Annotated in this window: 23 protein-coding genes and 1 other RNA gene; 16 read left to right on the forward strand and 8 right to left on the reverse strand. The window is 66.9% G+C overall.

The genetic code is table 11. The annotated features are described in order from the left end of the window. The first annotated feature begins 3 nt into the window (after positions 1–3). The 4 genes from EL272_RS07110 to ssrA all read left to right on the forward strand — a co-directional run bounded on the left by EL272_RS07110 (position 4) and on the right by ssrA (position 2,957). The gene (locus EL272_RS07110) at positions 4–1,392 is read left to right on the forward strand and encodes a M23 family metallopeptidase (RefSeq protein ID WP_061786996.1); all 1,389 of its coding nucleotides are present in this window, start codon (positions 4–6) and stop codon (positions 1,390–1,392) included. Between the two features lie 24 nt (positions 1,393–1,416). After that, entirely contained in the window at positions 1,417–1,902 is a 486-nt protein-coding gene (gene smpB / locus EL272_RS07115) for an SsrA-binding protein SmpB (protein WP_061786995.1), read from the forward strand. A gap of 78 nt (positions 1,903–1,980) precedes the next feature. Further along, positions 1,981–2,550: a DUF1707 domain-containing protein gene (locus EL272_RS07120; RefSeq protein WP_051014978.1), complete on the forward strand. Its 570-nt coding sequence runs from the start codon at positions 1,981–1,983 to the stop codon at positions 2,548–2,550. A 38-nt stretch (positions 2,551–2,588) separates the two neighbouring features. Beyond that, positions 2,589–2,957: a transfer-messenger RNA gene (ssrA, locus tag EL272_RS07125) on the forward strand. 45 nt (positions 2,958–3,002) lie between these two features. Here the strand turns inward: ssrA and EL272_RS07130 are convergent. Beyond that, positions 3,003–4,247, reverse strand: a complete 1,245-nt coding sequence (locus tag EL272_RS07130; protein WP_014846534.1) for an alpha-amylase family protein — start codon at positions 4,245–4,247, stop codon at positions 3,003–3,005. A 34-nt stretch (positions 4,248–4,281) separates the two neighbouring features. Here EL272_RS07130 and EL272_RS07135 point away from each other — a divergent pair, with 34 nt between their 5' ends. From EL272_RS07135 to secA, 7 genes are all read left to right on the forward strand, one after another. Beyond that, positions 4,282–4,842, forward strand: coding sequence for a YqgE/AlgH family protein (locus EL272_RS07135; protein WP_014846535.1), 561 nt, complete (start codon positions 4,282–4,284; stop codon positions 4,840–4,842). Positions 4,843–5,104: 262 nt separating this feature from the next. Further along, entirely contained in the window at positions 5,105–5,839 is a 735-nt protein-coding gene (gene mtrA, locus EL272_RS07140) for an MtrAB system response regulator MtrA (RefSeq protein ID WP_174525733.1), read from the forward strand. Further along, complete coding sequence (gene mtrB / locus EL272_RS07145; RefSeq protein ID WP_014846537.1) at positions 5,820–7,382, forward strand: MtrAB system histidine kinase MtrB; 1,563 nt, start codon at positions 5,820–5,822, stop codon at positions 7,380–7,382. Before mtrA ends, mtrB begins: the two co-directional genes overlap by 20 nt. Next, the gene (locus tag EL272_RS07150) at positions 7,379–9,079 is read left to right on the forward strand and encodes an LpqB family beta-propeller domain-containing protein (protein WP_061786993.1); all 1,701 of its coding nucleotides are present in this window, start codon (positions 7,379–7,381) and stop codon (positions 9,077–9,079) included. Before mtrB ends, EL272_RS07150 begins: the two co-directional genes overlap by 4 nt. A 47-nt stretch (positions 9,080–9,126) precedes the next feature. After that, positions 9,127–9,771 carry a ComF family protein gene (locus EL272_RS07155; protein ID WP_073969940.1) on the forward strand — a complete coding sequence of 215 codons (645 nt, stop codon included), beginning with the start codon at positions 9,127–9,129 and terminating at the stop codon, positions 9,769–9,771. A 115-nt stretch (positions 9,772–9,886) separates the two neighbouring features. Next, the gene (gene hpf / locus EL272_RS07160) at positions 9,887–10,498 is read left to right on the forward strand and encodes a ribosome hibernation-promoting factor, HPF/YfiA family (RefSeq protein ID WP_014846540.1); all 612 of its coding nucleotides are present in this window, start codon (positions 9,887–9,889) and stop codon (positions 10,496–10,498) included. Positions 10,499–10,780: 282 nt separating this feature from the next. Further along, entirely contained in the window at positions 10,781–13,549 is a 2,769-nt protein-coding gene (gene secA / locus EL272_RS07165) for a preprotein translocase subunit SecA (protein ID WP_439952084.1), read from the forward strand. Between the two features lie 108 nt (positions 13,550–13,657). Here secA and EL272_RS07170 read toward each other — a convergent pair whose 3' ends face one another. Continuing rightward, on the reverse strand, positions 13,658–13,966 hold the full coding sequence (locus EL272_RS07170) for an Rv3235 family protein (protein WP_123823729.1): 309 nt from the start codon (positions 13,964–13,966) through the stop codon (positions 13,658–13,660). A gap of 175 nt (positions 13,967–14,141) precedes the next feature. Here EL272_RS07170 and EL272_RS07175 point away from each other — a divergent pair, with 175 nt between their 5' ends. After that, positions 14,142–14,615 carry a DUF6912 family protein gene (locus tag EL272_RS07175; protein WP_014846543.1) on the forward strand — a complete coding sequence of 158 codons (474 nt, stop codon included), beginning with the start codon at positions 14,142–14,144 and terminating at the stop codon, positions 14,613–14,615. A gap of 10 nt (positions 14,616–14,625) precedes the next feature. Here the strand turns inward: EL272_RS07175 and EL272_RS07180 are convergent, their stop codons facing one another. After that, positions 14,626–15,102: a DUF2505 domain-containing protein gene (locus EL272_RS07180; RefSeq protein WP_014846544.1), complete on the reverse strand. Its 477-nt coding sequence runs from the start codon at positions 15,100–15,102 to the stop codon at positions 14,626–14,628. Positions 15,103–15,174: 72 nt separating this feature from the next. Between EL272_RS07180 and EL272_RS07185 the strand changes: the two genes are divergently transcribed. Both EL272_RS07185 and trpS read left to right on the forward strand, forming a co-directional pair. Further along, complete coding sequence (locus EL272_RS07185; RefSeq protein WP_014846545.1) at positions 15,175–16,026, forward strand: PHP domain-containing protein; 852 nt, start codon at positions 15,175–15,177, stop codon at positions 16,024–16,026. Between the two features lie 33 nt (positions 16,027–16,059). Next, positions 16,060–17,145 carry a tryptophan--tRNA ligase gene (gene trpS / locus EL272_RS07190; protein ID WP_014846546.1) on the forward strand — a complete coding sequence of 362 codons (1,086 nt, stop codon included), beginning with the start codon at positions 16,060–16,062 and terminating at the stop codon, positions 17,143–17,145. Positions 17,146–17,241: 96 nt separating this feature from the next. Here trpS and EL272_RS07195 read toward each other — a convergent pair whose 3' ends face one another. From EL272_RS07195 to EL272_RS07210, 4 genes are all read right to left on the reverse strand, one after another. Continuing rightward, positions 17,242–18,681: a DEAD/DEAH box helicase gene (locus tag EL272_RS07195; protein WP_244926146.1), complete on the reverse strand. Its 1,440-nt coding sequence runs from the start codon at positions 18,679–18,681 to the stop codon at positions 17,242–17,244. Between the two features lie 51 nt (positions 18,682–18,732). Then, positions 18,733–18,957: a DUF3107 domain-containing protein gene (locus EL272_RS07200; protein WP_014846548.1), complete on the reverse strand. Its 225-nt coding sequence runs from the start codon at positions 18,955–18,957 to the stop codon at positions 18,733–18,735. A 20-nt stretch (positions 18,958–18,977) separates the two neighbouring features. Then, the gene (locus EL272_RS07205; protein ID WP_234028390.1) at positions 18,978–19,781 is read right to left on the reverse strand and encodes a PP2C family protein-serine/threonine phosphatase; all 804 of its coding nucleotides are present in this window, start codon (positions 19,779–19,781) and stop codon (positions 18,978–18,980) included. Between the two features lie 68 nt (positions 19,782–19,849). After that, positions 19,850–20,056, reverse strand: coding sequence for a cold-shock protein (locus EL272_RS07210; protein WP_014846550.1), 207 nt, complete (start codon positions 20,054–20,056; stop codon positions 19,850–19,852). Positions 20,057–20,152: 96 nt separating this feature from the next. On the opposite strand from EL272_RS07210, the gene EL272_RS07215 reads away from it, so the two are divergent. Both EL272_RS07215 and EL272_RS07220 read left to right on the forward strand, forming a co-directional pair. After that, positions 20,153–23,212 carry an ATP-dependent DNA helicase gene (locus EL272_RS07215; RefSeq protein ID WP_014846551.1) on the forward strand — a complete coding sequence of 1,020 codons (3,060 nt, stop codon included), beginning with the start codon at positions 20,153–20,155 and terminating at the stop codon, positions 23,210–23,212. Then, a complete protein-coding gene (locus EL272_RS07220; protein ID WP_061786989.1) occupies positions 23,209–26,340 on the forward strand; it encodes an ATP-dependent DNA helicase in 3,132 nt (1,043 codons plus the stop codon). Before EL272_RS07215 ends, EL272_RS07220 begins: the two co-directional genes overlap by 4 nt. On the opposite strand, the gene EL272_RS07225 is transcribed toward EL272_RS07220, so the two are convergent. Then, on the reverse strand, positions 26,330–26,536 hold the full coding sequence (locus tag EL272_RS07225) for a DUF7455 domain-containing protein (protein ID WP_014846553.1): 207 nt from the start codon (positions 26,534–26,536) through the stop codon (positions 26,330–26,332). The genes EL272_RS07220 and EL272_RS07225 overlap by 11 nt on opposite strands. Between the last annotated feature and the right edge of the window lie 63 nt (positions 26,537–26,599).

The following is a 26,599-nucleotide window of genomic DNA, read 5'->3' on the forward strand; positions in this document are numbered from 1 at the left end:
AAGGTGAATCGGGCTCTTCCCCATCTACCCGAAAACCCCATCCTCAATCGAATCGCCCGCGGTCTGGTTGCCTCGGTCCTGAGCGTCACAATGCTCGGTGCGCTCGCGACCCGGGCCGGCGCGGATGACCTGGACGACAAACGAAATCAACTGGACTCACAGCTGGAGGCCCAGAAATCAGTGGTGGAGGGGGCGTCCAAGGAACTCACCGATGCGGTGAACGCCCTCGAAGCAGCGAAGACGGAACTGGCCACCGCTGAGACCGCACTGTCCGAAGCGGAAACCAAGCTCACGGCCGCCAAGGAACTGGATACCCAACGCGCATCGGAGCTTGCGGCAGCGGAGACCAAGGCCAAGAAGGCGAAGGCCGACGTGGCCGCCGCCAAGGCGGCCTACGACTCCGTGGATGCCCGCACCTCCGAGGAGATCACGGTGATCACCCAGCAGAACGGCGGGCTGGCGGAGCTGTCGGTTCTCTTCAGCGATGCCGGCGTCGGCAACATGAATCAGCGGGCCCAGCTGGCCGACACTTTGTTCAGTTCCAGCGCACTCGAACTGGACGAACTGACCTCGCGCAAATTCCAGCTCGACGCGGCGAAGAAGGAAGCCGATGAGGCCGAGGCCGCTGCCGCCGAGGCGCGCAAGGCAGCCGCCGAGCAACTTGAATCCTCCAAACAGGCGGAGGAGGCCGCGAAGGCGAAACGCGCGGAGGTAGCGGAGAAGGTGGCCCAGCGCGACGCGGCCAAGGTGAAGGCCGACTCGCAGCTGACGGCCGAGAAAGGACGTCAGAGCGAGTTGGAGAGTGAATCCAGCGAGGTCGACCGCCGCATTCAAGAACGCATCGCTCAGCAGAAACGCGCGGAGGAGGAACGGCAGGCCCGTGAACGCTCCTCCCAGCAGAGCGGCTCCTCCTCATCCGGTTCCTCGTCCGGTTCCGGTTCCTCGTCCGGTTCCGGTTCCTCGTCCGGCTCGAGCAAGGGTTCCTCCTCCAGCGGCGGTTTCATCCGCCCGGTGGATGGCGCCGTCAGTTCTCCCTACGGCATGCGGGTTCATCCTGTCCTGGGGTACAGCAAACTGCACGACGGCACCGACTTTGCGGCCGGCTGCGGAACACCCATCCGTGCCGCGGGGGATGGTGTGGTTTCGGAGCGCTACTTCAACGCCGGCTACGGGAACCGCCTCATGATCGACCACGGCAGCAAGGGTGGCACCTACGTGACCACCGGGTACAACCACGCCACCAGTTACGTGGTCTCGGTTGGGGACCACGTGAGCCAGGGGCAGATCATCGGGTACGTGGGAACCACCGGCTATTCGACCGGATGCCACCTGCACCTCATGGTCTGGGAGAATGGTTCCGTGACCAACCCGATGTCCCGCTGGTTCAGCTGAGTCCAGGCGTGGCATCATTGCGGGATGCCCAGGGAAACCGGACGCACGCTCGTCGCCCAGAACAAGAAGGCCCGTCACGACTACCAGATCGGTGAGACCTACGAGGCCGGACTCGTGCTCACCGGAACCGAGGTCAAGACCCTGCGAATGGGACGGGTCTCCTTGGCCGAGGCGTTCGCCACGGTGGATGACGGTGAGGTCTGGCTGCGCAACGTCAACATTCCCGAGTACGAGTTCGGGACTTGGCGCAACCACGCTGCAAAGCGTTCCCGCAAGCTGCTGCTCAACCGCAAGGAGATCACCCGGCTCGCCAAGGAGACCGAGGCCACGGGCAGGACGATCGTCCCGCTGTCGATTTACTTCAAGGACGGCTACGCCAAGGTGGAAATAGCCGTCGCCACGGGCAAGAGGGACTGGGACAAGAGGCGGAGCATCGCGGAACGCGATGCGAACCGCGAGGCGCAGCGGGCGCTGCGGGCGCGCAACCGGCTGGGTTCCAGGCGGCGCTGACCCTTTCGGAAGGTTACCGGGGAGAGTTCAGGGCTAACCCCGGTGGAACTTGGCGGACCATGGGGCAACATGGATGACATGACCGATCCGAGCCTTTTCACCACGGTCACGGATGTGCAGCGCGACCGCGCCGTGGAATACCTGCAACGGGTGTACGCATCAGGGGTCCTGAGCGATGAACTGTTCGAGCAGAGGTTGGGGATGGCCCTGGCCGCTCAGACCCGGGCCGACTTGAACGCGTCATTGCAGGGACTGGCGCGGGTGGCCGATGTGTTCCCGAGCGCCCCTGCGGTTCAGCACCCCGTTCACGAAGGCATGCAGAACCTGGCGGCCGGGTTCCTCCATCTCGCGACCCTGCCGACGATGTTCCTGGCCCCCGCCATCGCCCGGGCCCTGGCCTCGCCGAGGAGTCGCATCGCCACCGAGGCATCGCGCGCCATGTGTTTCCAGTTCAGCGCCCTGATCTACGGTGTGATCGCGGTCATCCTGGTTTTCTCGAACTGGGCGCCTCCTGTGCTGCTGTTCTTGGGTTTCATCGCCTGGGGTCTGATGACGCTCTGGCTGGCCATCCGGTCGGTCACGGGAGAGAAATCAACGGCCGTCATCGAAAGGCTCATGTTGATGCGCCCCCCGGAGGATCGCCGGTGATGCCGGATGAGCTACACTGGGTCTCGCACAACTCAAGAGGGGATGACTGGTTTCGACTTGGACGGTAGTTCGAGGAGAAGCGGGCCGAGGATCCATGCTTGTCTCGTTAACGCTGCATGGGAACCAATAAGTGCCAACAACAGCCGCACTGACTTCGCTCTCGCTGCCTGATCAGCGATCGAAGGGTCACGCCCGGGGGTGCCTTCCTCCTGGTGCCTGGCCTCATTCTTGAAGGCTTGCTGAACCGCCTGTGTTCCAGGGGTGGTTCGGGACTCAACTGGAACTGGGTCCGGCTGCGACTTGCTGACGTGAGCGCAGGGGCCGAGCAGACCGCCTAGTCAGCTGCGCCCGGAGAATCCCTGGTTCGCCTTTCAAGGACGCGGGTTCAATTCCCGCCATCTCCACTGAATCTTGCGGATGCCCCCGACCTCGGTCGGGGGCATCCTTTGTTTTCAGCTCCGCTGGCGCCACAGCTCCCGACCCGTTGCGTCACGAATGAGCGCGTTCGGGGAGTGGGTCAGGTCGATCTCCACGTCCAGGTGGGTGGAACCGTTCGTGGCAGAGCTGCGGTAGACGATTCGCTGGTTCTCCAAGTGCAGGGCCGTGGTGCGGGCGTCGACCAGCCAGGGATGGCGTCTGCGCAACCCGATCAGGTCCTGGTGGGCCCGCAGCACCGGCTGACCCCAAGGAGCGAGTCCGGTGGGGGAGTCCGGGAGAGCGGGGCGGATTGCGTCGTCCCCGCCGACGCGTTCCTCCTTGATGCCGGTGAACGCCTGCTCGTCGCCGTAGTAGATCGACGGTGTGCCCGCGACGGTCATGAGGATCGCCAATGCGGTGACGGCCCCGTCGGCCCCCACCCTGCTGGCGATGCGGGTGACGTCATGGTTGCCGATGAAAGTGTTCGGTGTGAAGAAGTCGAGGAACTGGTTGTGACGGTTCAGGGCGTGGTCCAACTCGAACAGGTTGCGGTCGTTGATGCTGGACCAAATGGCCTTCCACAACTCGTACTGAGTCACCGAGTCGATGCCGGATTCGGCGACGAAAGCGCAGTAATCACCGTGCAGCACCTCACCGAGCAGCCAGGCATCGGGATGGTGGGGCCGCACCCTTTCCACCACCTTGGACCAGAACCCGGCAGGAACGGAGTAGGCGGCGTCGAGACGCCACCCGTCGATTCCACGGTCCAGCCAGTGGTTCATCACCCGGACCACCAGATCCACGGCTTCCTGGCCGGAGTGGTTCAGGCGTACGAGGGAGGAGTGCCCCTCGAACACTCGGGGCCTCGGGCCTCCGGGATGCTGCCAGTCGATGTCGAACAGTCTCCCGGCAGGGGAACCGGGCCCTTCCGCCAGCGCTTGCTTCACTCCGGGGTGGCCCTCGCCCACGTGACTGAACACCCCGTCCAGGAGGATGCGGAGCCCCCGGTCCCGGCACTGGGAGACGAGCTCGGTGAAATCGGTTTCATCCCCGAGGCGGGTGTCTATGCTGAACAGGTCGAGGGAGTCGTAGCCGTGGGACTGTGACTCGAAAATGGGGCCGAGCAACAGCCCGGAGCACCCCAGCTCGATCGCGTAGTCGAGCCAGCCGAGCAGACGTCTCAGCCGCGGGCCGGGAGCTGTGTCGGGTTCCCGTATCGGGGCCCCGCAAAGCCCGAGAGGATAGACGTGCCACCAGATCGCGTGTTCAACCCAGCTCATGTGAAGATCGTAACGATCCTGCGAGAATGAAGGTATGGAACTGGGCGAACCGGCGGCGGGACAGCTCCTGATCGCAACCGAACCGGGTCGGGGAGGATACTTCGATCGCAGTGTCGTGCTGCTGCTGGAACACAACGAGGAGGGCAGCCTCGGGATCTGTCTGCACAAGATCGGCGAGGTCACCATGGTTGATTCCCTGGAGCATTTCAGTGACCTGCTGACCCCGCCCGCGAAACTTTTCGAGGGCGGACCCGTCTCCCGGCAGACGGCGCTGGGCCTGGCCCAGGTCCGGAGTCCTTGGGAGGAGCCGCCGGGATGGCGGCGCCTGTTCGGGGACGTCGGGGTGCTGGACCTGGAAACCCCGGTGGAACTGGTGCGCGGAACCTACGTCCACATCCGCATCTACGTAGGGCTGGCCGGTTGGAGTGCCGGGCAGCTCGTGGGTGAGCTTCTGCGGGGCTCCTGGTTCAGGAGCCACGCCCGGGCGGAGGAGATTTTCGGGACCCCGAAGGACCTGTGGCGCCGGGTGTTGCGCCGGATCGGTGGCGGTCCGGGAATCTGGTCCACCTGGACCGGGCATTCCGAGTGGAACTGAAAACCCCGCGGATGGAGCCGGCTATTCAATGCCCCTGCGGTGCCGGATTCTGCCCGTCCGGGCACACGAATCGGTGCGATCCCACCGCTGCGGTCCGGCGAACGGGCGGAGCCACCACCTTTCGACGATGCCCGCCACATCCTCGGGAACGAAGGCGGGGCGTGGGGCCCGGGCCGGTGTTCCTGCCCGGTAGGATCACCGCAGCCGCGCCCCTGTGATGCGAACCCGGTGGGTGCCCGGGATGGTTGTTCGTTCCACTAGCATGGAAGCCAGTTCGGGAAGGAGGTCGGTGTTGGCCGAGAACCGGAATCGTGCCCTGATCCTGATCGTGGATGACGATCCCGCCCTGTCCGAGATGCTCCAGATCGTGCTGCGGCAGGAAGGGTTTGACACCACCCATTGCGCCACGGGAACCGGAGCGTTGGCGGCGATGCGCGAATGCCGGCCGGACCTGGTGCTGCTCGACCTGATGCTGCCGGGACGTGACGGGGTAAGCGTCTGCCGGGACATGAGGGCCGAGTCAGGGGTACCCATAGTGATGCTCACCGCCAAATCAGAGACCGACGACGTGGTTGCTGGGTTGCAGGCCGGGGCGGATGACTACGTGGCCAAACCCTTCAAGGCGAAGGAACTCCTGGCACGGATTCGCACCCGGCTGCGCCGCGTCAGCGCGGATCCGGGTGCCGACCAGCTGACCATCGGGGATCTCGTGATCTCAACCACGGCGCACACCGTCAAACGTGGTCCCGTGACGCTCTCGTTGACGCCGCTCGAGTTCGATCTGCTGCTCGCACTGGCGAAACGTCCTTCCCAAGTTTTCAGCCGGGAAGCGCTACTCGACGAGGTGTGGGGGTACCGCAACGCCGCTGACACGCGGCTGGTGAACGTGCACGTGCAACGGTTGCGCTCCAAGGTGGAGAAGGATCCCGAGCATCCGGAGATCATCGTGACCGTTCGGGGAATCGGATACCGGGCCGGTGAGCCGCAGCCCTGGTGAACGAGGCCGTCGGAAGCTGGCGAGGATCTGGTGGAGTTCCCTGCCCCTGCGGGTGTTGCTGACCACTTTCGTCGCCTCCTGCGTGGTGTTGGTCCTGGCCGGGATGCTGCTGGTGCAGCAGGCGAGCGCGGGAATCGTCGCCACGAAACGAACGGCCTCGATCCGGGAGGCGGTCGGGATGCATCGTTTCATGCAGGGGCAGCTGCAGTCTCCGGAGCGGCTGGGAACGGCAACCTATGAGCAGCTCAGCCGCCTGGTGGAGCTGGCCGGGGCGCAGGCCGCCCAGTATCTGGTGATCATCGAAGGACCTGCTTCCGTGCTGTCCTCCTCGTCGGGCATCGGGCTTGAATCCGTGCCCGTCGAGCTGCGTCAACGGGTGACGGCGGGGGAGGGAATGTACATTGCGGCAGCGAGCGTGACCATAGCGGGCGAGGGGGAGGGGAAACCCGGGCTCGTCGTGGGCACCACCTTGGTGACGGCCGCCGGTGAACGATTCCCCGTCTACTACGTCTTCCCCATGACGAGTGAGGTCGCCACGCTCCGCGACATCCAACGCGCGGTCTACACCACGGGGGCGGCGCTCCTGCTCGGGTTGACGGCCATCGCCTATCTCGTGACCCTGCAGGTGGTCAGGCCTGTCCGCAAGGCCGGGCGGACGGCGTTGCGCCTGGCCTCCGGTCAGCTGGATGAACGCATGCCCGTCAGGGGAACCGACGATCTCGCCTCGCTGGCGGTCTCGATGAACGAGATGGCCTCGGATCTGCAGCAGCGGATCCGGGAACTGGAAACGCTGTCCGCCGTGCAGCGGCGGTTCGTCAGCGACGTCAGCCACGAGCTGCGAACCCCCATGACCACCATCAAGATGGCCTCAGACCTGCTCTACGAGGAACGTGACGAACTTTCCCCGGAGGTGGGCAGGACCGTGGAGTTGATGAACGCGGAGATCGACCGGTTCAGTTGCATGCTCGCGGACCTGCTGGAGATCTCACGGTTCGACGCCGGGGCGGCGATCCTGGAACTGGACGAGGTCGACATGGACGCGTTGGTCGCATCCGAGGTGCAGGCCCAGGAGACCTTCGCCCGCTCCCAAGGGAGCGAACTGCGGTTGCACCTGGACGGTGCGGCCTCCGCGCAACTGGACGCCCGCCGTATCCGCCGCATCGTCCGCAACCTGTTGACCAACGCCATCGACCACGGGGAGGGGCGGCCCATCGATGTCACGATCGCATCCGACGAGGAGGCCGTGGCCGTCACGGTCCGGGATCACGGGATCGGGTTCGAGGCCGAACTGTCCGGTCGTGTGTTCGACCGGTTCTGGCGCGCGGACCCGTCCCGGGCACGTGCGGCTGGCGGGACCGGGCTGGGGCTCGCAATCTCCTTGGAGGACGCCAGGCTGCACCGGGGCTGGCTCTCCGCCTGGGGGCGGCCCGGCAAGGGGGCCCAATTCCGCCTCACCCTGCCCCGCGGGCCTGAGGTGACACTCAACAGTTCGCCGCTGCCCATCATCCCGGTGGACCTGGACTCCCGGAAGGACCTGCGATGAGCCCCCGAAGTGCCCTGACCAGGCTGGTCGCCGCGACCCTGACGCTGCTGCTCGGGGCCTGTACCGACATCCCGACCTCTGGCCCGGTGACCGAGGTGACGGTCTCCGCGGAGGGACGGGGCGTGCAGATCGCCCCGGAACCCCCCCAGAAGGGCATGAGCGCATCCAGGATCGTCGAGGGTTTTCTCCAGGCCATGGCGGATCCCACCAGTGACTACGAGGTGGCGCGCCAGTACCTTTCGTCGTCCGTGCGCGGGCAGTGGGCTCCGAGACGGGCAACGGTCGTCTACGACGGCTGGGTGGAGGCCGCCGGGGATGGTCTGGAACTGCGCGGAACCACCCGGGGAACTGTGGACGCGGTCGGGCGTTTCACCGTTTCCAGGGAATCACTCACCCACGACTTCGGGTTGGTTCAGGAAGCGGGGGAATGGCGGGTTTCCGCCCCGCCCGAGGGGGTGTTGCTCTCCAGCTACATCTTTGCCCGGTCATACAACTCGGCGCGGTCGTATTTCATCGCCCGTTCCGGTCAGGCCGTGGTTCCCGAACCGCTGCACCTGCCGGCCTCCGAGATCACCCCGGGCCGCATCGTGGAGGCGCAACTTGCCGGGCCGGGCACCTTCCTGTCCTCCGGTGTGCGCAATGCGATTCCGGCGGGAACCAGGCTCGGTGCGGCGGGTGCGGTAGTGGATTCCTCGGGTGTCGTGACGGTTGCGCTCGAAGGGGTGCCCCAGGGTCTCGGTGACGTGGAGCGACGGGAACTCGGCGCGCAGCTTTTGTGGTCGCTTTCGTCGATCCCCAAGGTCTCGGGACTGCACCTGGTCGTTGACGGCAGGCCCTACCCGCTGCCCGGGCAGAACGACAAACAGGTTCTGGAACTTTCCTCCCAGCAGGACTACCAGCCACTCTCAAAGGCAGGATCGGCCGACCTGTACGGCGTGCACGAGGGCCGGGCGGGGAAGCTGAGCGCCGACACCAGTTTCATTCCCCTCACCAGCGACGGGGCGTCAGCGGAAATGACCGCCATCTCCTTGGACGGGGCCTTCACCGCGACCGTGGCCGGATCCCCGGCGACGGTCCGGATCGGCCCCAGTGGCGATGCCCCCATCCAGGTGGACACTGGACTGACCCGGGCCGGATCGGTGCATTTCGCGCAGGGGAGGCTGTGGCTGCTCGGACGCGGTTCCTCCGGGGAACAGCGGCTGTTGAGCGTGTCCCCGCAGGGGGAGGTCGCCGCCATCGACCTTTCTGCGCTGCCCGGTGAGGTGGTGGACTTCTCCCTCGACGCCTCCGGGACGCGGGCGGCCGTTCTGCTCGGGATCGGGGGGGCCACCCGTTTCGGGGCCGCGTCGCTGATCGAGGGAAACCGGATGGTGGGCTGGCAGGAGGTTCCCCTGACCGCATCCCAGGAGAAGGAACTCTCCGATGCGGTTGCGCTCGACTGGACCGGGGAGGTGAACGTCGCCGTGGTCGCGAGTGCGGGTTCCGGCAAGTCCGTGTTCGTGGTCGCGGTGGATGGCTCGGAGGTCACCGACCTCGGACCGGTGAGTGCGTCTCCCGTCCAGGTGACCGCGCTGCCCAGGCCGGGTGGGGACGCGGTCTCCGTGCGTGCAGCCGATGGGACCGTTCTGCTGTATGAACAGCACGGCACATGGCAACAGGCCAAGACGCCGATGACCTGGATCAGTTATCCGGGTTGACCTGTGGAAAAAAGCCTCCGGGGATCCGGGAGGTTCCACAGTGATGGGTGTGTGCCTCCCTTCTCCGCGACTTCGCCCCCCTGCTGCTCGGAGCCCGCTGCTTGGTTTGCGGTTCTCCCGCCATGGCCTGCTGCACGGTCTGCCGGGACAGGATCGCCGGCAAAAGCCCGCACCGGGTTCGGCGCCCCGGGATCCGGGTGCCCACCTGGGCCGCCAATCCGTACCGTCCCGAGCTGGCGCGGCTCATCCCGGCCTTCAAGGACGACGGCGCCTGGGTCCTGGCCCGGGTGCTCTCTCGCAGGCTGGCCGTGGCGGTGGCCGCCTGCCGTCTCCTGGCGGGAACGTTCCTGGTTCCGGTGCCCTCCCGGCCAGCTGCCGTACGCCGCAGGGGCATTGACCACACCTGGGTGCTGGCCCGCCGGGCCGCCCAGGAGCTGGGGATCGGGGCGGCAAGGTTGCTGAGAAGACGGGACGACGGGGACGCCCAACGCACCCAGGGACGTGCCGGAAGGCAACGGCTTTCTGGGGCCAGGTTCCTGGCCCGTACCTGCCGGTCACCCGTGATCCTCGTCGATGACGTCGTGACGACCGGAACCTCGTTGGCGGTCTCCTGCGAGGCGCTGACCCGCAACGGGACAACGGTCATCGCCGCCGCCGTCATCGGCGATGCAAATCTGATCGGGAAATGGTGAAATCCCCTTGCCAGTCCCCTGATGGGAGTACCGTTGAGGGATGGAAGACGTCAGCAGGGTCCGGGCTGAGAAACAGGGATCCGCTGGCGTCGTAGTTTTCTAGCCAGGAGGAGACATGGACATCGTCGTCACCGGTCGGCACTGCACCATCAGCCCCGAGCTCAAGGAACTGGTCCGCGACAGGATCGTGACCGTCGAGCGGCTGCGGGACCGGGTGATCCGTGTGGAGGTGGAGTTCTCCGCCACAGATGGCACCAAGAACCCCTCGGATGCCGTTGAGGTCCAGATCACGCTTCGCAGCCGGGGACCCGTCGTGCGTGCCGAGGCGAAAGCCAACGACAAGACACTCGCGTTCGAACAAGCCTTCGATCGTTTGAAGGTACAGCTCCGGAAAGCAGCCGACCGGCGCAAGACCCATCGGGGCCTGCGCACGGCCATCTTCGCCGAGGAGCCCGCATCCGCACCGGTGCCGGAGGAAACCGAGAACGAACCGGAGGAACCCACCTACGAGGTCGCGGGCCTGGTGGTCAACGGCGACGGACCCCTCGTGGTTCGCGAGAAGGAATTCGAGACCGTTCCGCTCAGCCTGGCCCAGGCATTGGACGAGATGGAACTGGTCGGGCACGACTTCTTCCTCTACCAGGATTCCGCCACGGGGAAACCCTCGGTGGTCTATCGCCGCAAGGCCTACAACTACGGTGTCATCCACCTGAACGTGAACGTCTGAACCCGACAGGCTCCGCGATCAGGCCTCGGGATCCCTTGATCCGGTGGAGGTCCGGACCGCGTTGCACTTCCGAATGCAGATGATCCGGTGCGCTTTCCGGTTTCCACCGCGACGGTCCTTGTCGTCGCCTTGTACACGGGATTCCTGAAAAGCATGATCACCGGTAACGGCGGGCCGGGGGTGAGGCCCCGGCCCGTCACAGTTTTGTACGGCCCCGGGGCTGGCTAGGATGGCAGGCGGTGTGCCACAGCCACCGGAGTCAAACTGTTAAGGATCGTCGACGTGGGATTCATGGATTTCCTGAGCAACCTCGGATCGGGTTCTCAGCTGAGGAGGCTGCGGAAGGTTGCCGATCAGGTAAACCTGATCGAAGAGGACTTCCAGGGGATGTCCGACGCCGAGCTGAGAGAGCAGACCGACACATTCAAGGAGCGTCTTGAGGACGGGGAGGACCTGGACCGGCTGATGCCGGAGGCCTTCGCCACCGTACGCGAGGCCGCCGTCCGTGTGCTGAACAAACGGCATTTCGACGTTCAGATCATGGGTGGTGCGGCACTCCACTGGGGCAACATCGCGGAGATGAAAACCGGTGAGGGGAAAACCCTCGTCGGCACCCTCCCCTCCTACCTGAATGCGCTTTCCGGTGACGGCGTGCACATCGTCACCACCAACGACTACCTGGCCAAGTACCAGTCCGAGCAGATGGGGCGGATCCATCATTTCCTCGGCCTGGAGGTCGGCGTCATCCTGGCATCGATGTCGCCCGCCGAGCGTCGCATCGCCTACCAGGCCGACATCACCTACGGCACCAACAACGAATTCGGTTTCGACTACCTGCGTGACAACATGGCGCTCAACAGCGAGGACCTCGTGCAGCGCGGCCACCACTTCGCCATCGTCGACGAGGTGGACTCGATCCTGATCGACGAGGCCCGCACCCCGCTGATCATCTCCGGGCCGGCCCAGGACACCCACGAGTGGTATCCGGTTTTCGCGCGGATGGTGCGCTCCATGAAACGCGACCAGCACTACGAGGTGGACGAGAAGAAACGAACGGTCGCGATCTCGGGCGCCGGTATCGAGGTGGTCGAGGACCGGCTCGGCATCGACAACCTCTACGAATCCGCCAACACCCCGCTCATCAGCTACCTGAACAACGCCATCAAGGCCAAGGAACTGTTCAAACGGGACAAGGACTACGTGGTGCTGGGCGACGAGATCCTCATCGTCGACGAACACACCGGACGCACCCTGGCCGGGCGCCGCTACAACGAGGGCCTGCACCAGGCCCTCGAGGCGAAGGAAGGGGTGAAGATCAAAGACGAGTACCAGACCCTCGCCACCGTCACCCTGCAGAACTACTTCCGCATGTACGACAAACTCGCCGGCATGACGGGCACCGCGAAGACCGAGGAGTCCGAGTTCCAGAAGATCTACGGCCTCGGGGTCATTCCCATTCCAACGAACATGCCGATGATCCGCATCGATCAGCGCGACCGGATCTACCGCACGGAGGAGGCCAAGTACAAGGCGATCATCGAGGATGTCGTGCTCCGCCACGAGGACGGGCAGCCCGTGCTCATCGGCACCGCCTCGGTCGCGAAGTCCGAGCTGCTGTCCGGGATGCTGAAGAAGGAGGGCATCCCGCACGAGGTCCTCAACGCGAAACAACACGAGCGGGAGGCCGCCGTGGTCGCGCAGGCGGGCCGCAAGGGAGCCGTGACCGTGTCCACCAACATGGCGGGCCGCGGCACCGACATCATGCTCGGCGGCAATCCCGAGTTCCTGGCCGACCTGCAGCTGCGCAAGCAAGGCCTCGATCCCGTGGAAACCCCCGAGGAGTACGAGGCCCAGTGGCCCGACACGCTGAAGGCCCTCGAGGAGCAGGTGGAGGCCGAACACGACGAGGTGGTTGAGGCCGGTGGGCTTTACGTGATCGGTTCCGAACGTCACGAGTCCCGCCGCATCGACAACCAGTTGCGCGGGCGTTCCGGACGTCAGGGAGACCCGGGCGAGTCCCGCTTCTACCTCTCTCTCTCCGACGACCTGATGCGTCTGTTCCGCCCCGAAGTGCTGGAGCGCGCACTGATCATGCTCAAGGTGCCGGACGACGTGCCGATCGACTCCAAGTCGGTCAGTAACGCCATCGAGTCGGCGCAGAAGCAGGTCGAGAGCCAGAACTTCGAGATGCGCAAGAACGTGCTGAAGTACGACGACGTGATGAACCGGCAGCGGCACGTCATCTACCGCGACCGGCGTCGCGTTCTCGACGGGGCCGACCTGTCCGAGCAGCTGCGCGACCGGGCGGCCGAGGTGGTTGCAGCGGTCGTTAGGCAGCACACCGTCGGCATCCCGGAGGACTGGGACCTCGAGATGCTCTTCAACGAACTGAAGACGCTCTATCCCGTCGGCCTCGACCAGGAGGAGATCGAGGAGGAGATTCCCACACAGGAAAAGCTTGTCGAGATGTTCAGCGACGACGTGTGCAGGGCCTACGACGAGCGGGAGGAGACCCTCGGTTCCGAGACCATGCGGGAACTGGAACGCCAGGTGCTGCTTTCCGTGGTGGACCGCAACTGGCGGGAACATCTCTACGAGATGGATTACCTGCGCGAGGGCATCGGGCTTCGCGCGATGGCGCAGCGCGACCCGCTGGTCGAGTACCAGCGGGAGGGCGGTGACATGTTCATCGCCATGCGGGAGGCCTCGTTCGAGCAGATCATCGGAATGCTGTTCAACCTGCAGGTCAACCAGCCGGAACCGGTGAGCGTTGGCGTCGTCACCGATGCTGAGGGGAAGCCAGAGGATGTGCTGGCGAAGGCCGCCGCCGTCTCGGAAGGTGAGGCGAAACCCAGGCGCGCAGAACCCCTGGTCAAGGGGCTGGGCGGGAAACGCGAGGAGAACCTCACCTACTCCGCACCTGACGAGTCCGGGGAGGCCACTACGAGCCGCGACGACGGAGCAAAGAAGCCCGCCAGGAAAACAACGACCAGCAGCAGCGGCGGCGGGAACCGCGCCGCACGGCGCAAAAAGGCCAGGCGCAAACGCTGAATCCCCGGAGCCCGTCGCGAATGCTATGGACGCCGGATCGGGTGATCCGGCGTCCCGCCATCCCGCCCGGCACGTCCTCGCTCGGACAGCACTTTTCGAAACAGGCCCCTAGGCGGGGAATCCCACCACCCGCAGGTCGGAACACTTCCAGTTGTCCCGCCGGTCCAGGCGGATGACGCAGGCCAACCACCTGTCCCGGATCCGGACGGTACCGGAAGCCTCCAGGCTGTCCGGAGCGGGGCGCTGGACGCGAAGCGGCCCCACTCGGCCTATGCGGAAGCTCGCGGCATCGGAGTAGGACACGAGCTGTTGGAAAGCGCGGGGGGACAGATGGGGACGGATCTGGTGCAGGGCCCGCATCCCCTGGAGAGCATCCAGCACCGCATGGGCCAGGGTGGGGGCAGATACTTTGTTCACGCCGGTAAGCTACGCACCCGCCCCTCACCCGGATAAGGGGTTGGTAGGGGATTCACAACACCGCCGAGGACATTGACAACATACCCGAGGTTTCCGGCAACACCTTCAAGGGAATTGACAACACCCCCGGGCGTGGCCTGGCCGTGAACCTCCGGACGGCCTCTAGGGTTGTCGGGTGACCAAGGAACTGGTGTTCATACCCATCGCCCGCGACGAACTGGCGGCGATCGACGGCTCCGTGCTGCTGACCGGCCGGGCGGCGCACCACGTGACACCGGAGCTGCTGGCCGCCCTGGAATACACCGCCGGCCAGGAGGAGGACGCCGAATACGCCGCCTTGGTGCTGGCTTCCGTGGCCGCCCTGACGAGGTTCGGGGAGAGGCTGGTGCTGGTGGCCGATGTCGATACTTCACTGATCGCCAGTGGCGATGACCCCGAGAATGGCGCCTGCGTCCTCACCCGGATCGCCCCGGAGGCCATGACCTGCTGGTTCAGCGAAGCCCCCGGCGTGGATGCCTCCGCCGCCGCAATTGCCGTGCGCGGCCTGGACATCGACACCGCCTGGGGTTTCGACGAGGTCCAGGAACTGTTGCACGAATCCGACCTGCTGTGGAATGACGTGGAGGAGTACCGCCGGGGGCTTCGTTGATGACCGTTCGTCAGACGCGGCTCAGCCAGTCCTGGGCCCGGCGCTCGATACCCGCGAAGGCGCGGGCGATCATGGGCTCGACCTGGGCTTCGACCTTCTTGCCGACCAAGGGAATCTTCACGCTCAGCTCACCAACGTAGACCGCCTCCGAGGAGCTGGGACCGGTGGGGGAGAGGGTGGCATCGGCCTCGACGCTGACGGGAGCGCCCGCGATGTCGACCGTGAAAATCCCTTTCCGCACACCCGCGTCGTCGGGCTCCCCCCAGGTGAACGACTGCTTGATGCGAATGCCCTTGCCGAAGAACTTCGAAATCGACTCGGGAGCGGGAAGGGTCAGGTCCAGGTGGGTGACGTCATCCGCGATGTTGACCGTGTGCTCGATCGCGTTGGCGTGCTTGGCGACATCATCGATGAACGCCTCGTTGCGGAACAGCGCCGCCACCTGGTCCGGGCTGCCGTTGAATTCATGCTTGTAATTGAGCTGCATGGGGACCAATGTAGCGGTGATTTCGGGCCCATAACCAAGGGGTTCCACGGATGAGCCGATAGCATGAGACCCATGAGGATCGACCTGCACACCCACTCGCGAGTCAGTGATGGCACGGACACCCCCACGATGCTCGTGATGAAGGCGTTCCAGGCCGGTCTGGACGTGATCGCGCTAACCGACCACGACACCTTCGACGGGGTTGCCGAAGCGGCGGAGGCCGGGAAAAGGATCGGGGTCAAGGTGCTGCCCGGAATCGAGATCTCCTGCCAGCACGACGGTCGCGCGGTCCACCTGCTCGGCTACGGCTGTGACGTGTGGAACCGCCTGTTGAACGAGGAACTCGCCCGGGTCAGGGTCGGCAGGACCCAACGGCTCCCCGAGATGTGCCGGAGACTTACGGAGCTCGGCTACCCCGTGACCATCGACGAGGTGATGGCCATAGCGAAGGGGGCGCCCTCGGTGGGACGCCCCCACGTCGCCGACACCCTGGTGGCCAAGGGTGTGGTGGCCAACCGGCAGGAGGCGTTCGATTCGTTCCTGGCGCCCGGAAAACCGGCATACGTACCCAGGTACTCAATAGACGTGGGCCGCGCCATCGATCTGGTGCACGTGGCCAGGGGAGTGGCTGTGCTGGCCCACCCGTGGGCCCCCATGACCCGTGAGGCCCTCAGCGCGCCGTTCATCGAACAGCTCGTCAGGGAACACGAACTCGACGGGATCGAGACCGATCACAAGGATCACGACCGGGAGACCCGGCTGTTGCTGTTCGAGATGGGGGCGCGCCTGGGGCTGCTCCGCACTGGTTCCAGCGACTACCACGGAACCGCACGGCCCGAGCGGCAACTGGGCTGTTACACCACCCGCAAGTCGGCCTACTTCGAGATACTCTCCCGGATCCGGGCGCGAGGCGGCTCTGCGTGACCGTTCCGGCATCCGGGCGATAGGGTTGCCCGCATGGAATCCGAGTCCGCACCAGAAGCAGAGAAATCCCTCCAGCGTTCAGAGGAACGCAGCCGCGAGATCGAGGCGGAGATCGCCTCAGATCCGGCCGGGTTCAGACTGCTGACGGGGGACCGCCCCACCGGCCGGCTGCACATCGGGCACTACTTCGGTTCGCTCCAGAACCGGGTGCGGCTGCAGAACGCCGGCATCAAAACCTTCCTGATCGTGGCCGACTACCAGGTGATCTACGACCGCGACGGCGTCGGTGAGCTGAAGGACAACGTCTACAACATGGTGGCCGACTACCTGGCCGCTGGGATCGATCCCGAGCGGACGGTCATCTTCACCCATTCGGCAGTGACCGCCCTGAACCAGCTGATGCTGCCCTTCCTCGCTCTGGTCACCGACGCGGAGCTGCGCCGCAACCCGACCGTCAAGGACGAGCTGGCCGCGTCCAACCGTCCCATGTCCGGGTTGATGCTGACCTTCCCGGTGCACCAGGCCGCCGACATCCTGTTCTGCAAGGCCAATCTGGTTCCCGTCGGCAAGGACCAACTGCCGCACGTCGAACAGACCAGGGTGATCGCCAGGCGTTTCGACGAGCGCTACGGGCGCGTCGACCCGGCCCATCCCATCTTCCCGGAACCCGAGTCACTGCTCAGCCGCAGCGGCACCATACTCGGCCTGGACGGAAACAAGATGAGCAAGTCACGCGGCAACACCATCGAGCTGGGCATGACCGCCGACGAAACCGCGAGACTGCTCAAACGTGCAGTCACCGACTCGGACCGCCACATCACCTACGACCCCGTGAACCGCCCCGAGGTCTCGAACCTGGTCAACATTGCCGCGATGTGCCTGGAGCGTGTCCCCGAGGACGTGGCCGAGGAGATCGGCGATGGCGGTGGCGGCGGGTTGAAGAAACTCGCCACGGCTGCCGTGAATGATCATTTCGCCGCTCACCGGGCGCGCCGGGCCGAGCTCATGGCCGATCCCGGGGCGCTGCGTGACGTGCTCAGGGCCGGCAACGAACGGGCCAATGCCGTCGCCGAAACCACCTTGGCCGAGGTTCGGCAGGCCATGAGCATGGATTACTGAGCCACGAATCCCGGGTGGCCGCGGCCACCCGGTCTGGCCAGACCGGGTCCGGGAGGCGATTCGTGCCGGCCTGGCTGTCACCCCGGGCGAGCGGTATTACTCGGCGTTTCTGCGGGACTCGGTCACGTCCACCCCGGCGCGGCGCCGACGCCTCCTGCGGCGGGGAGCGGTGCTCTCCTCCGAGCCGCCGGTGGAAGACGGGCGATCCCCCTGGGGTGTGGTGGGGGAGCGTCGGCGCCTGCGACGCCGCGTGCCGCCCTCGGATGTGGTCTCCCTGCGGGAACGGGCTTCGCGCGGCGGGCGCGCGGAGCGGGGGAGCCGGCCCCTGGTGCCCTCGGGGATGTCCAGGTCCGTGTACAGGTGCGGGGACGAGGAGTAGGTCTCCACGGGGGTTTCGAAGTCCAGACCGAGGGTCTTGTTGATTACTTTCCAGCGGGTCACGTCCGGCCAGTCGACGAGGGTGACGGCGACGCCGGTGTGTCCCGCGCGGCCCGTCCGGCCGATGCGGTGCACGTAGGTGGCGTCGGTGTCGGGGCACTCGTAGTTGATCACGTGGCTGACGCCGGTGATGTCGATTCCCCGGGCGGCGACGTCGGTTGCCACCAGGATGGTCACGGTCCCGGCCCTGAACTTCTTCAGGGAACGTTCTCTGGCGATCTGGTTCAGGTCGCCGTGGATGGCCGTGGCGGGGAAACCGCGCTCCTGCAGTTCATCCGCCAAGCGCTGCGCGGCCCGTTTCGTTCGGCAGAAAACCATCACCTTGCTGGCATCGCGGGCCTGGGCGATGCGGGCGACCACCTCGGGTTTGTCCAGGTCGTGGGCCTGGTACACGAACTGGGTGATGTCGGGCACCGTCGCCTGGGCATCCGCGCCCTCGGCGCGAATGTTCACGGGCCGGTTCAGGGTGGCACGGGCCAGGGCGAGGATGGGGGCCGGCATCGTCGCCGAGAACAGGAGGCTTTGACGCGACGGGGGTGTTTTCGCCAGCAGTTTCTCGATGTCGGGCAGGAAACCGAGGTCCAGCATCTCGTCGGCCTCGTCCAGCACCAACACCTCGATGTGGCTCAGGTCCAGCGCACGGCGGTTGGCTAGGTCGAGAAGCCGCCCGGGGGTCCCGACTGCCACGTCGATGCCTTTCTTGAGGGCGGACAGCTGCTCGTCGTATCCGGTGCCGCCGTAGATGGTCAACACCCGGGTGTGAAGCCGGGAACCGGCCAGTTCGAGATCCCGCGCCACCTGGAGGGCGAGCTCCCGGGTGGGGGTGACGACCAGGGCCCGGGGACGGCCGTGGGTGATGGGTTCCTCCGATTCGTCGGCGCTGGTCTGGAGCCGGTGCAGCAGGGAACTCCCGAATGCCAGCGTTTTCCCGGTGCCGGTGCGGGCCTGGCCGATCAGGTCGGTGCCGCTGAGGGCCAGGGGAATGGCGAGTGCCTGGATCGGGAACGGGTTGACTATCCCCGCGTCGGCGAGCGAGGCGGTGATCTCTTCGCGGATACCGAGATCGGCGAACGTCTCGGAGGTGGTTGTGTCGTTCAGGGTGAAAACCTAACTGTCGGGCGGCGCCTGTTCGGATCAGGGCCGGAGGGGTCAGAGAGCGCCGAAACCAACTGGACGTCCCTCGGCGGGCCCCAGGTCGAGGTAAGCGAGCTTCGTCACGGGCACGATGACCCGGCGGCCCTTGTCGTCGGCCAGTTCGAAGGTCGAATTGTTGGTGAGCGCTTCATCCAGGGCCGCGGCAACCTCGTCGGCGCTGCTCGTGGTGCGCACCTGGAGTTCGCGGGAGATGTCGCTGATTCCAATCCTGACGTCCATGGTGCCTACCTTAGCCGCGTTCAACCCTCGCAGTACGCCAACGCGACCGTTATGTTGTCGCGGCCACCACAGGAATTTGCCCATGCCACCAGCGACTCCGCCAGTTCCACCGGATTTCCGCTGACCTGCTTCGCCCCCTCGAACACCGCCGCCAGGTCTTCCGGGGAACTGGCGTAGTTCCACAAACCGTCGCTGCACACCACCACCCATCCGGGGGAGTCGGGACGCAACTCCACCAGGGCGGGATTGACATCCGTGGCGTTGCGGCCCAGCCAGCGTGTTATGGAGTGCGCCTGGAGGGAACGTTCGGCCTCCTCACGCGGCATGCCGAGCATCATGCGCGCCTGGGCCATGGAGTCATCCTTGGTCAGCTGCCAGCTCACCCCGTCGTCGCCGAACCAGTAGGCCCGGGAATCCCCGATGCTGCCGACCCGGATCAGGCCGTCGGCGACGGTGGCGGCCACCAGGGTGCAGGCCGCCGGTTCCTCGTGGGCGCCCGCCGCCAGAACCGCTTCATGGGCCCGCGCGAAGGCGGAATTGAAAGATTCTGCCTCGGCCGAGCCGCCGGCAGCCAACGCCCGGATCAGGACCGAGCAGGCCTCCTCGACCGCCACCAAGGACGCGTGCTCGGCCCCGAAAGCCGTGCTCACGCCGTCGGAGACGACCAGCACGGCCCGCTTGGTGGGACGTGAACTGGCGGCCACGCACAACGCGTCCTGGTTGGTGCGATGCCGGGTCCCGATGTCGCTGCAACCAGCCACCCACGGCGCCGGGACCACGGTGTAGTGGTCGCGGTCCTGGGGCTGGGCTTCCGCCGGGTGCATGGTCACTGGGCCTCGCCTTCGCTGGTCGTGTGGCTCATCCTAGCCCGGAGCCGCCCTGACAGGCAGCTTCAGAGAGGATGGACGTGGTCCGCCTGCATTCCTTTCGGGCCCTGTACGATCTCGAACTCCACGCGCTGATTCTCGTTCAGCGTCCTGAAACCCGGGATGTCGATGGACTTGTAGTGGACGAAGACGTCCTCTCCCTTGCTGTCGTCGACAGCGATGAAACCGAAACCCTTGTCGGGGTTGAACCATTTGACGGTCCCCAGAGCCATGTTGTTCTCCTGCGAAAACTGACCCACCGCACCTTGCGGTGGACCCCGGGGATCACTCTTCCACAGATTGGGGGTCAGTCATGGTTCCATTGACCCGTGAACGACACCGGAGCCTGGCGGCTGCTGCCCGCTGTCCCGCCCGAGATACCCGTGCCGGATGCCGGGCAGGCGGTGGCAGCCGTGCCGCGGCGAGGAGTCCGGGTGGTGCTCGGGGGACCGGGAACCGGTAAGACCACGACCCTGGCGGCTGCGGCGGCCAGGCGCCTGGAGGAGGGCTCCACGCTGGAGCGGCTCGTGATCCTGACGGCCTCCCGGCAGGCGGCCCAGGAACTGAGGAGGGACATCATCCGGCGACGTGGGGGAGCCGAGGTCGGGGCCCGCGTGACGACCGTGCACGGGTTCGCCCTGGGGCTGTTGCGGGAACTGGGAGATCCGGCACAGGACCTCAGGCTGCTCCGGGCCCCGGAGCAGGAACAGCGGCTCCGGGACCTGCTCGAGGGCGAGGGTGAGCAGTCCTGGCCTGAGGAGGTCCGTGCCGCAGCCCGGACGCGCGCCTTCGCCCGGCAACTGCGTGAGGTGCTGGCCCGGGCCCGGCAACTCGGTCTCGACCCGGAACACGTCATAGAACTCGCCTTGGGAGACCCGGTCTTCGAGGCGGTCGGGCGTTTCTTCGAGACCTACCTGACGATCGCCGATTTCGACGGGGCCCTCGACTACACCGAACTGGTTCATCGCGCGCGCCTGCTCCTGGCCGACACCACCGTCGCAGAGGCCTGCCGTTCTCGATTCGATGCGGTGCTGGTCGACGACGCCCAGGAACTCGACCAAGTGGCGGCAAACCTGTTGGGGGACCTGGCCCGGATCGGTCTTCCCCTGCTTGTGTTCGGTGATCCCCAGCAGAGACTCGGTTCCTTCCGCGGCGCCTCGGCCTCCAGCATCACCCTGCTGCGCAGACTGCCCGGGGCCGAGACCCTCGGGCTCGTCACGGGCCACCGGAATCGCCCGGCCGTGGCGAAGGCGCTCGCCGGGATCCGGGAACGGCTGGACGCGGGCGACGCCCCACCCGCTGCCGCCCCCACACCGGGCGGGGGATCACTCGTCACGGTCAGCATCTACGACGACTCGGCGGCGGAAACCGCCCACCTGGCCGCCGCGCTGCGCGAGGCGGTGCTGGTGGACGGCTGCGCCTGGCACGAGCTCGCGGTGATCGCACGATCCGGGCGCAGCCAGCTGACCCCCCTGGCCCGCGAACTGACGGCGCGGGGAATCCCCGTGGAGGTGGCCGGTGACGAACTGGCCCTCGGATCCCAGTGCGCCGTGGAAACCCTCCTGGCCGGGTTGACCGGGGCGGCGAACCTCGAACATCTCGGGAACGAGGCCGTAACCCGGCTGCTGGCCGGTCCCCTCTGCGAACTGGACGCGGTGGGACAGCGCGCGCTGATCCGGTCCCTGCTTGCCACCGGGGCCGGGGACCCGGACTCCCGTGACCTGCTCGGGAAGTGCCTCGGCCGGCCGGAACTGCTGAAGGCCTTCCCCGGCCCCGAGGCCGAACGCGTCCGGGCGCTCGGGCTCCTGCTCGTCAGGGCTGCCGGGAAACTCACCCGGGGAGCCCCAGTGGCAGAGGTGCTGTGGACGATTTGGAACGGAACCGGATGGCCCGACAGGTTGCGGGAAGCCGCCCTGGCGGGATCGCGCGGCGCCAACCAGGACCTGGACGCCGTCGTCGAACTGTTCGAGCTCGCGGGGCGCCGTCAGGAACTCGCCGGGCACCACGGCGCAGATGCCTTCTGCTCGGCCGTGATGCGTGAGGAGATCCCCGCAGACACCGGGCGCGAACTCTCCATCCAGGGGCGCGGCGTCAGGCTCCTCACGGCCCACCGCTCCCGCACCGGCTCCTGGCGGAGGGTGTACGTGATCGGGGTCAGCGAGGGAACATGGCCGCAGACCGGCTGGCGGGGCCTGCTGCTGGACCCGGACCGTCTCGCCCCCGACCACCTGGATGCGGCCAGCACCGCCGGCCAGATCGCGTCCGAGAGGCGATCCTTCTACGTAGCCTGTTCCCGGGCATCGGAGCAGCTGCACATCAGCGCGCCGGCGGCCAGCGAGGCCGAACCGGCGGAACCGTCACGGTTCTGCCGGGAACCGGGGGTGGCCCCCGTGCGCGTCGCGGGACTGCCCGGGCAGCGGCAGACGGCGGCATCCCTGATCGCCGAGCTGCGGCGGGTCGCGGCGGACCCCGCAGAGTCCCCGGCCATGCGGCGGGCGGCCGCGTTGCGCCTGGCCCATCTCGCAGACATCACCGACCAGCAGTGCCGCCCGGCGTTTCGTGAGGCCCGCCCCGAGAACTGGTGGGGGGTGAAACAACCCTCCTCCCCGGACTGGAGGACGTCACGGCCACTGGTCATCACCGGATCCACCCTGCAGGCGCTCCTGACCTGCCCGCGGCAGTGGTTCCTCTCACGCAGGGGCGGAGCCGACCGGCCCCGAGGCCCCCAGGCCGGTGTGGGCGACGTGATCCACCGGCTGGCCCAGCGGGCAGCATGGGGAACCATGGGACTCGCGGAGATGCTCCAGGGCCTGGACGAGGTTTGGCCCCGGCTCCGTTTCGAGGCCCGCTGGATGGAGACGGCCGAGAAGGAACAGATGCGCCGGGCACTGACCCGGTTCCACACCTGGAACGAGACAAACCCCGACGAGCTCCTCGGGGTCGAGGTGAACTTCGAGGCCCCGATCGTCGTCAAGGACGTGCCGGTCCTGCTGCGCGGCACCGTGGACCGGCTCGAGCTGCGGGACGGGAAACTGTCCGTGGTGGACCTCAAGACCGGTCGCCGCCCCCCGACCAGGGCCGAAGTGGCCGAACACACCCAGCTCGGGGTGTATCAACTCGCCGCCAGGCTCGGGGCGTTCGAGGCCCTGGCGCCCGGAATCAGGGAGGTGGCAGAACCGTCGCTGCTCCAGCTCCGGCACGGCGGAGCACTACCGGAACGGCAATTCCAACCGGTCCTGCCGGAGGGCCCCTCCTGGCTCACCGAGAAACTGGAACAGGCGGTCGAGATCCTCCAGAGGGGGACCTTTGAGGCCCGGGAGGGACCGCAGTGCGCCTGGTGCGCGTTCGGGTCCTCCTGCCCGGCGATCAACCCCGGAGGCATGGAATGAAACCACTGAACGACCCCGGCGACCTGTGCGAGGCACTCGGAATCCCGTTCAGCCCGGAACAGCTGAACGCTATCTGCGACCCGCTCGAACCACAGGTGATCGTCGCCGGAGCGGGTACGGGGAAAACCACGGTCATGGCCGCCCGGGTCGTGTGGCTGGTGGGCACCGGGCAGGTGCGGGCCGAGCAGGTCCTCGGGCTGACCTTCACCCGGAAGGCCGCCGCGGAGTTGGGAGGGCGCATCTGTCACGCCTTGGAACGGGCCGACTTGGCCTCCCGGGACGAGACGGAGGGCGGCGAGATGGTGCTCACCTACGACGCCTTCGCCGCCCGGCTCGTCCGGGAACACGGCCTGAGGCTGGGCATCGAGGCCGATGCCAGGCTGCTGTCCGGGGCTTCCAGGTTCAGGGTTGCCGCCCGGGCGGTTGCCGAGCACCCCCTGCCCCTCGAACACCTGTCCCGGCTGTCCCCTCGCCAGCTCCCGGAACGGGTGCTGGCCCTGGATGCGGCCCTGGGATCACACCTGGCAACGCCCGCGCAGGTCAGGGAGTTCTCCCTGCGGGCCCGGGCCCGGTTCGAGAAGGCACCGCTGTGGCGGGGATCACCGACGAAGGCGGTTCTCGAGGCCCAGGGGGCCATCGACGAGCGTCTGGAGTTGTTGGAACTCGTCGAGACCTACCGGGAACTCAAGAAGAAACTCGGCCTGGTGGAATTCGCCGACCAGCAGGCCCAGGCAGTGGAATTGGCGCAATCATTCCCCGCGGTCGGCGCCACGCTCAGACAACGGTTCCGGGTAGTCCTGCTCGATGAGTACCAGGACACATCGTCGGCGCAGGCAATCCTGCTGCGCGCACTGTTCAGCGGCGCCGATACCGCGTCGGGCCGCGGGTTTCCCGTGACCGCCGTCGGGGATCCGAACCAGGCGATCTACGGGTGGCGCGGAGCAGCCGCCTCGAACATCCTCGGGTTTCCCACCCACTTCCCCGGGGCAACGGGGGAACCCGCAAAGGAGTTCACGCTCACCATCAACCGCCGCAGCGGCAGCCGGATCCTGGAGGTGGGCAACGCCCTGGCCGAGCCGCTCACGCGCAACAGGGGCGGGGGGGTGGAACTACGCCCCGGGGAGGGTGCACCCGATGGTGAGGTCCGTGTCCTGTGCTTCGACACCCTCGCGGAGGAACTCGACTGGCTGGCGACCGACGTCACGGCCCGGCATGCCGAGGGCACGGCATGGCGGGACATCGCCGTCCTGACCCGCCGCAACGACGTCCTGACCTCGGTGTGGGAACGTCTCCGCGAACACGACGTTCCCGTGGAGATCGTCGGTATCGGGGGCCTGCTTCGGCTACCGGAGATCGCCCCCGTGGTGGCCACCCTGAAGGTACTCGCCGACCCTTTGGCAAACGCCGAGGTGGCCGGGCTGCTCACCGGGGAACGCTGGCGGCTCGGTCTGGCCGATCTGGCCGCGCTGGCGCGGCGCGCCCGGGAGCTGGCGCCGGGGGAGGCCGCGGAGGAACCGCTTCCGTTGCCCGAGGAATTGACCGAACTCGTCTCGCGTGCCGATCCGGCTTGCGCACCCTCGCTGTTGGACGCCATGAACGATCCGGGGCAGGCCGCCATCAGCGGCGAGGGGAGGGCGCGGCTGGAACGGTTCACCTCGGAACTCGCCGAGCTGCGCAGGCACTTGGACGAGCCCGTCCCCGAGCTGGTGCGCCGCGTGATCTCCCGGCTCGGCCTGGAGGCCGAACAACTGGTGCGCGGGGACACCTCCCAGCTTGCGCGGTTCATCGCGGCCTGCTCCACCTACCCCGACATCGACGGCGACGGGAGCCTGGCCGGGTTACTGGCATGGCTGGATGCCGAGGAGGAACACGGGGACGCGCTGGAACGCGCCACACCGACCGCAGCCGATTCGGTGAAGCTGCTCACCGTCCACCGGGCCAAGGGACTGGAATGGCACACGGTCTACCTGCCGGCGCTGTCGGAGGGGGTGTTTCCCGGGACCGACCGGACGGGAAACTGGAGCACGAATTCGCGTCTGCTGCCCGCGCCGCTCAGGGGAGACGCGGATGCGATCCCCCAGCTCGCCGACTACTCCAAGCGGGGCATCGACGCCTACCGGGAGGAGTTGAAGCAGGAGCACCGGCTCTCCGAGGACCGGCTGGCCTATGTCGCCGCCACCAGGGCGAAACGACTGCTCGTCGTCTCAGCCCACACCTGGGCGCCCGGGCTGAAACGGGCACGCGGCCGTTCACGCTATTTCGAGGATGCGGCAGCACTCCACGAGGGATCCTCCATGCCGCCTCCCCTGGAGGAAAATCCCCGACCCACGGCTGCCCGGACCGCGGCCTGGCCCGTTCCCGTCACGGACCGGGCGGCCGCCACGGCCCACGCCGCGGCCCTGGTCCGTCAGGCGCGGGAGGTGATCGCATCCGGGGGGGACGAGACCGGCTGGGTCTGGGGGTCGGGCGTCGCCTCGGCGGCGGAACAGGAGAGGATCGCGGCGTGGGACCGGGACGCTGCTTTCCTGGCCGAGCAACTGACCCGGAGGACGAACCGGAACCTGACCCTGCCCGCCGGCCTGTCGGCCACCGCGCTCATGGAACTGCGGAAGAACCCGGTGGGTTTCGCCGAGCGCCTGGCGCGCCGGATGCCGCGGGAACCGAAACGCAGCACGCGGCTGGGGGAGCGGTTCCACGAATGGGTGATGGCGCGGTTCTCCGTCAGTCCCGGTTTCGACGAACTCGAGTTCCGGGCTCGCGCGGAGGAACCCGAGCTGGAACGCCTCAAACGGGCCTTCGAGGCAAGCCGGTTCGCGAACCTGACGCCACTCGGAATCGAGGTTCCGTTCCTGCTCCGCTGGGAATCGCTGGTGCTGCGCGGGCGGATCGACGCGGTCTTTCCCAGCGACGACCCGGCCTTCGATGCGCTCGTGGTCGACTGGAAAATCGGTGATTCGAATGCGGACCCACTGCAACTGGCCATCTACCGACAGGCCTGGGCCAAGGCCCGTGGCCTGGAACCGGGACGGGTGGCCACTGCCTTCCACCACGTCCTGGCCAACCGTCTGGAGCCGGTGGTGGCGAGCCCGGAACTGATCCGGGCCGCAACGGCGGCAATCATTCCTTGAGGCGTGCCGTCTCGTCGTGGATTCGCGCAGCCACCTGGGCGAGCTTCTCGCGGTGCTTGTTCGCGTGATGTGCGCAGAACAGCAACTCGCCGCCGCTGCTCAACTCCACGCGGAGGTAGGCCTGAGCGCCGCAACGGTCGCACCGGTCCATGGCGGTGAGGCTGCCGGTGGCCTGTTCAGTGGCGGTGTTGGTCATGCTCGCCCTTCCTTTCCGAATTACCTCTGTGCCGTTCCTAACGTAGCGCGTCCCTCCAACATT

The sequence above is a fragment of the Arachnia propionica genome (assembly GCF_900637725.1).
In the GTDB taxonomy this organism is placed as follows: domain Bacteria; phylum Actinomycetota; class Actinomycetes; order Propionibacteriales; family Propionibacteriaceae; genus Arachnia; species Arachnia propionica.

What these genes read in the sequence shown, in the direction of transcription:
- smpB (WP_061786995.1), top strand. Translation starts at nt 1,417, where the DNA reads ATGCCCAGGGAAACCGGACGCACGCTCGTCGCCCAGAACAAGAAGGCC.
- EL272_RS07120 (WP_051014978.1), top strand. Translation starts at nt 1,981, where the DNA reads ATGACCGATCCGAGCCTTTTCACCACGGTCACGGATGTGCAGCGCGAC.
- EL272_RS07130 (WP_014846534.1), bottom strand. Translation starts at nt 4,247, where the DNA reads ATGAGCTGGGTTGAACACGCGATCTGGTGGCACGTCTATCCTCTCGGG.
- EL272_RS07135 (WP_014846535.1), top strand. Translation starts at nt 4,282, where the DNA reads ATGGAACTGGGCGAACCGGCGGCGGGACAGCTCCTGATCGCAACCGAA.
- mtrA (WP_174525733.1), top strand. Translation starts at nt 5,105, where the DNA reads ATGGAAGCCAGTTCGGGAAGGAGGTCGGTGTTGGCCGAGAACCGGAAT.
- EL272_RS07150 (WP_061786993.1), top strand. Translation starts at nt 7,379, where the DNA reads ATGAGCCCCCGAAGTGCCCTGACCAGGCTGGTCGCCGCGACCCTGACG.
- hpf (WP_014846540.1), top strand. Translation starts at nt 9,887, where the DNA reads ATGGACATCGTCGTCACCGGTCGGCACTGCACCATCAGCCCCGAGCTC.
- EL272_RS07180 (WP_014846544.1), bottom strand. Translation starts at nt 15,102, where the DNA reads ATGCAGCTCAATTACAAGCATGAATTCAACGGCAGCCCGGACCAGGTG.
- EL272_RS07185 (WP_014846545.1), top strand. Translation starts at nt 15,175, where the DNA reads ATGAGGATCGACCTGCACACCCACTCGCGAGTCAGTGATGGCACGGAC.
- trpS (WP_014846546.1), top strand. Translation starts at nt 16,060, where the DNA reads ATGGAATCCGAGTCCGCACCAGAAGCAGAGAAATCCCTCCAGCGTTCA.
- EL272_RS07200 (WP_014846548.1), bottom strand. Translation starts at nt 18,957, where the DNA reads ATGGACGTCAGGATTGGAATCAGCGACATCTCCCGCGAACTCCAGGTG.
- EL272_RS07205 (WP_234028390.1), bottom strand. Translation starts at nt 19,781, where the DNA reads ATGCACCCGGCGGAAGCCCAGCCCCAGGACCGCGACCACTACACCGTG.
- EL272_RS07210 (WP_014846550.1), bottom strand. Translation starts at nt 20,056, where the DNA reads ATGGCTCTGGGGACCGTCAAATGGTTCAACCCCGACAAGGGTTTCGGT.
- EL272_RS07220 (WP_061786989.1), top strand. Translation starts at nt 23,209, where the DNA reads ATGAAACCACTGAACGACCCCGGCGACCTGTGCGAGGCACTCGGAATC.
- EL272_RS07225 (WP_014846553.1), bottom strand. Translation starts at nt 26,536, where the DNA reads ATGACCAACACCGCCACTGAACAGGCCACCGGCAGCCTCACCGCCATG.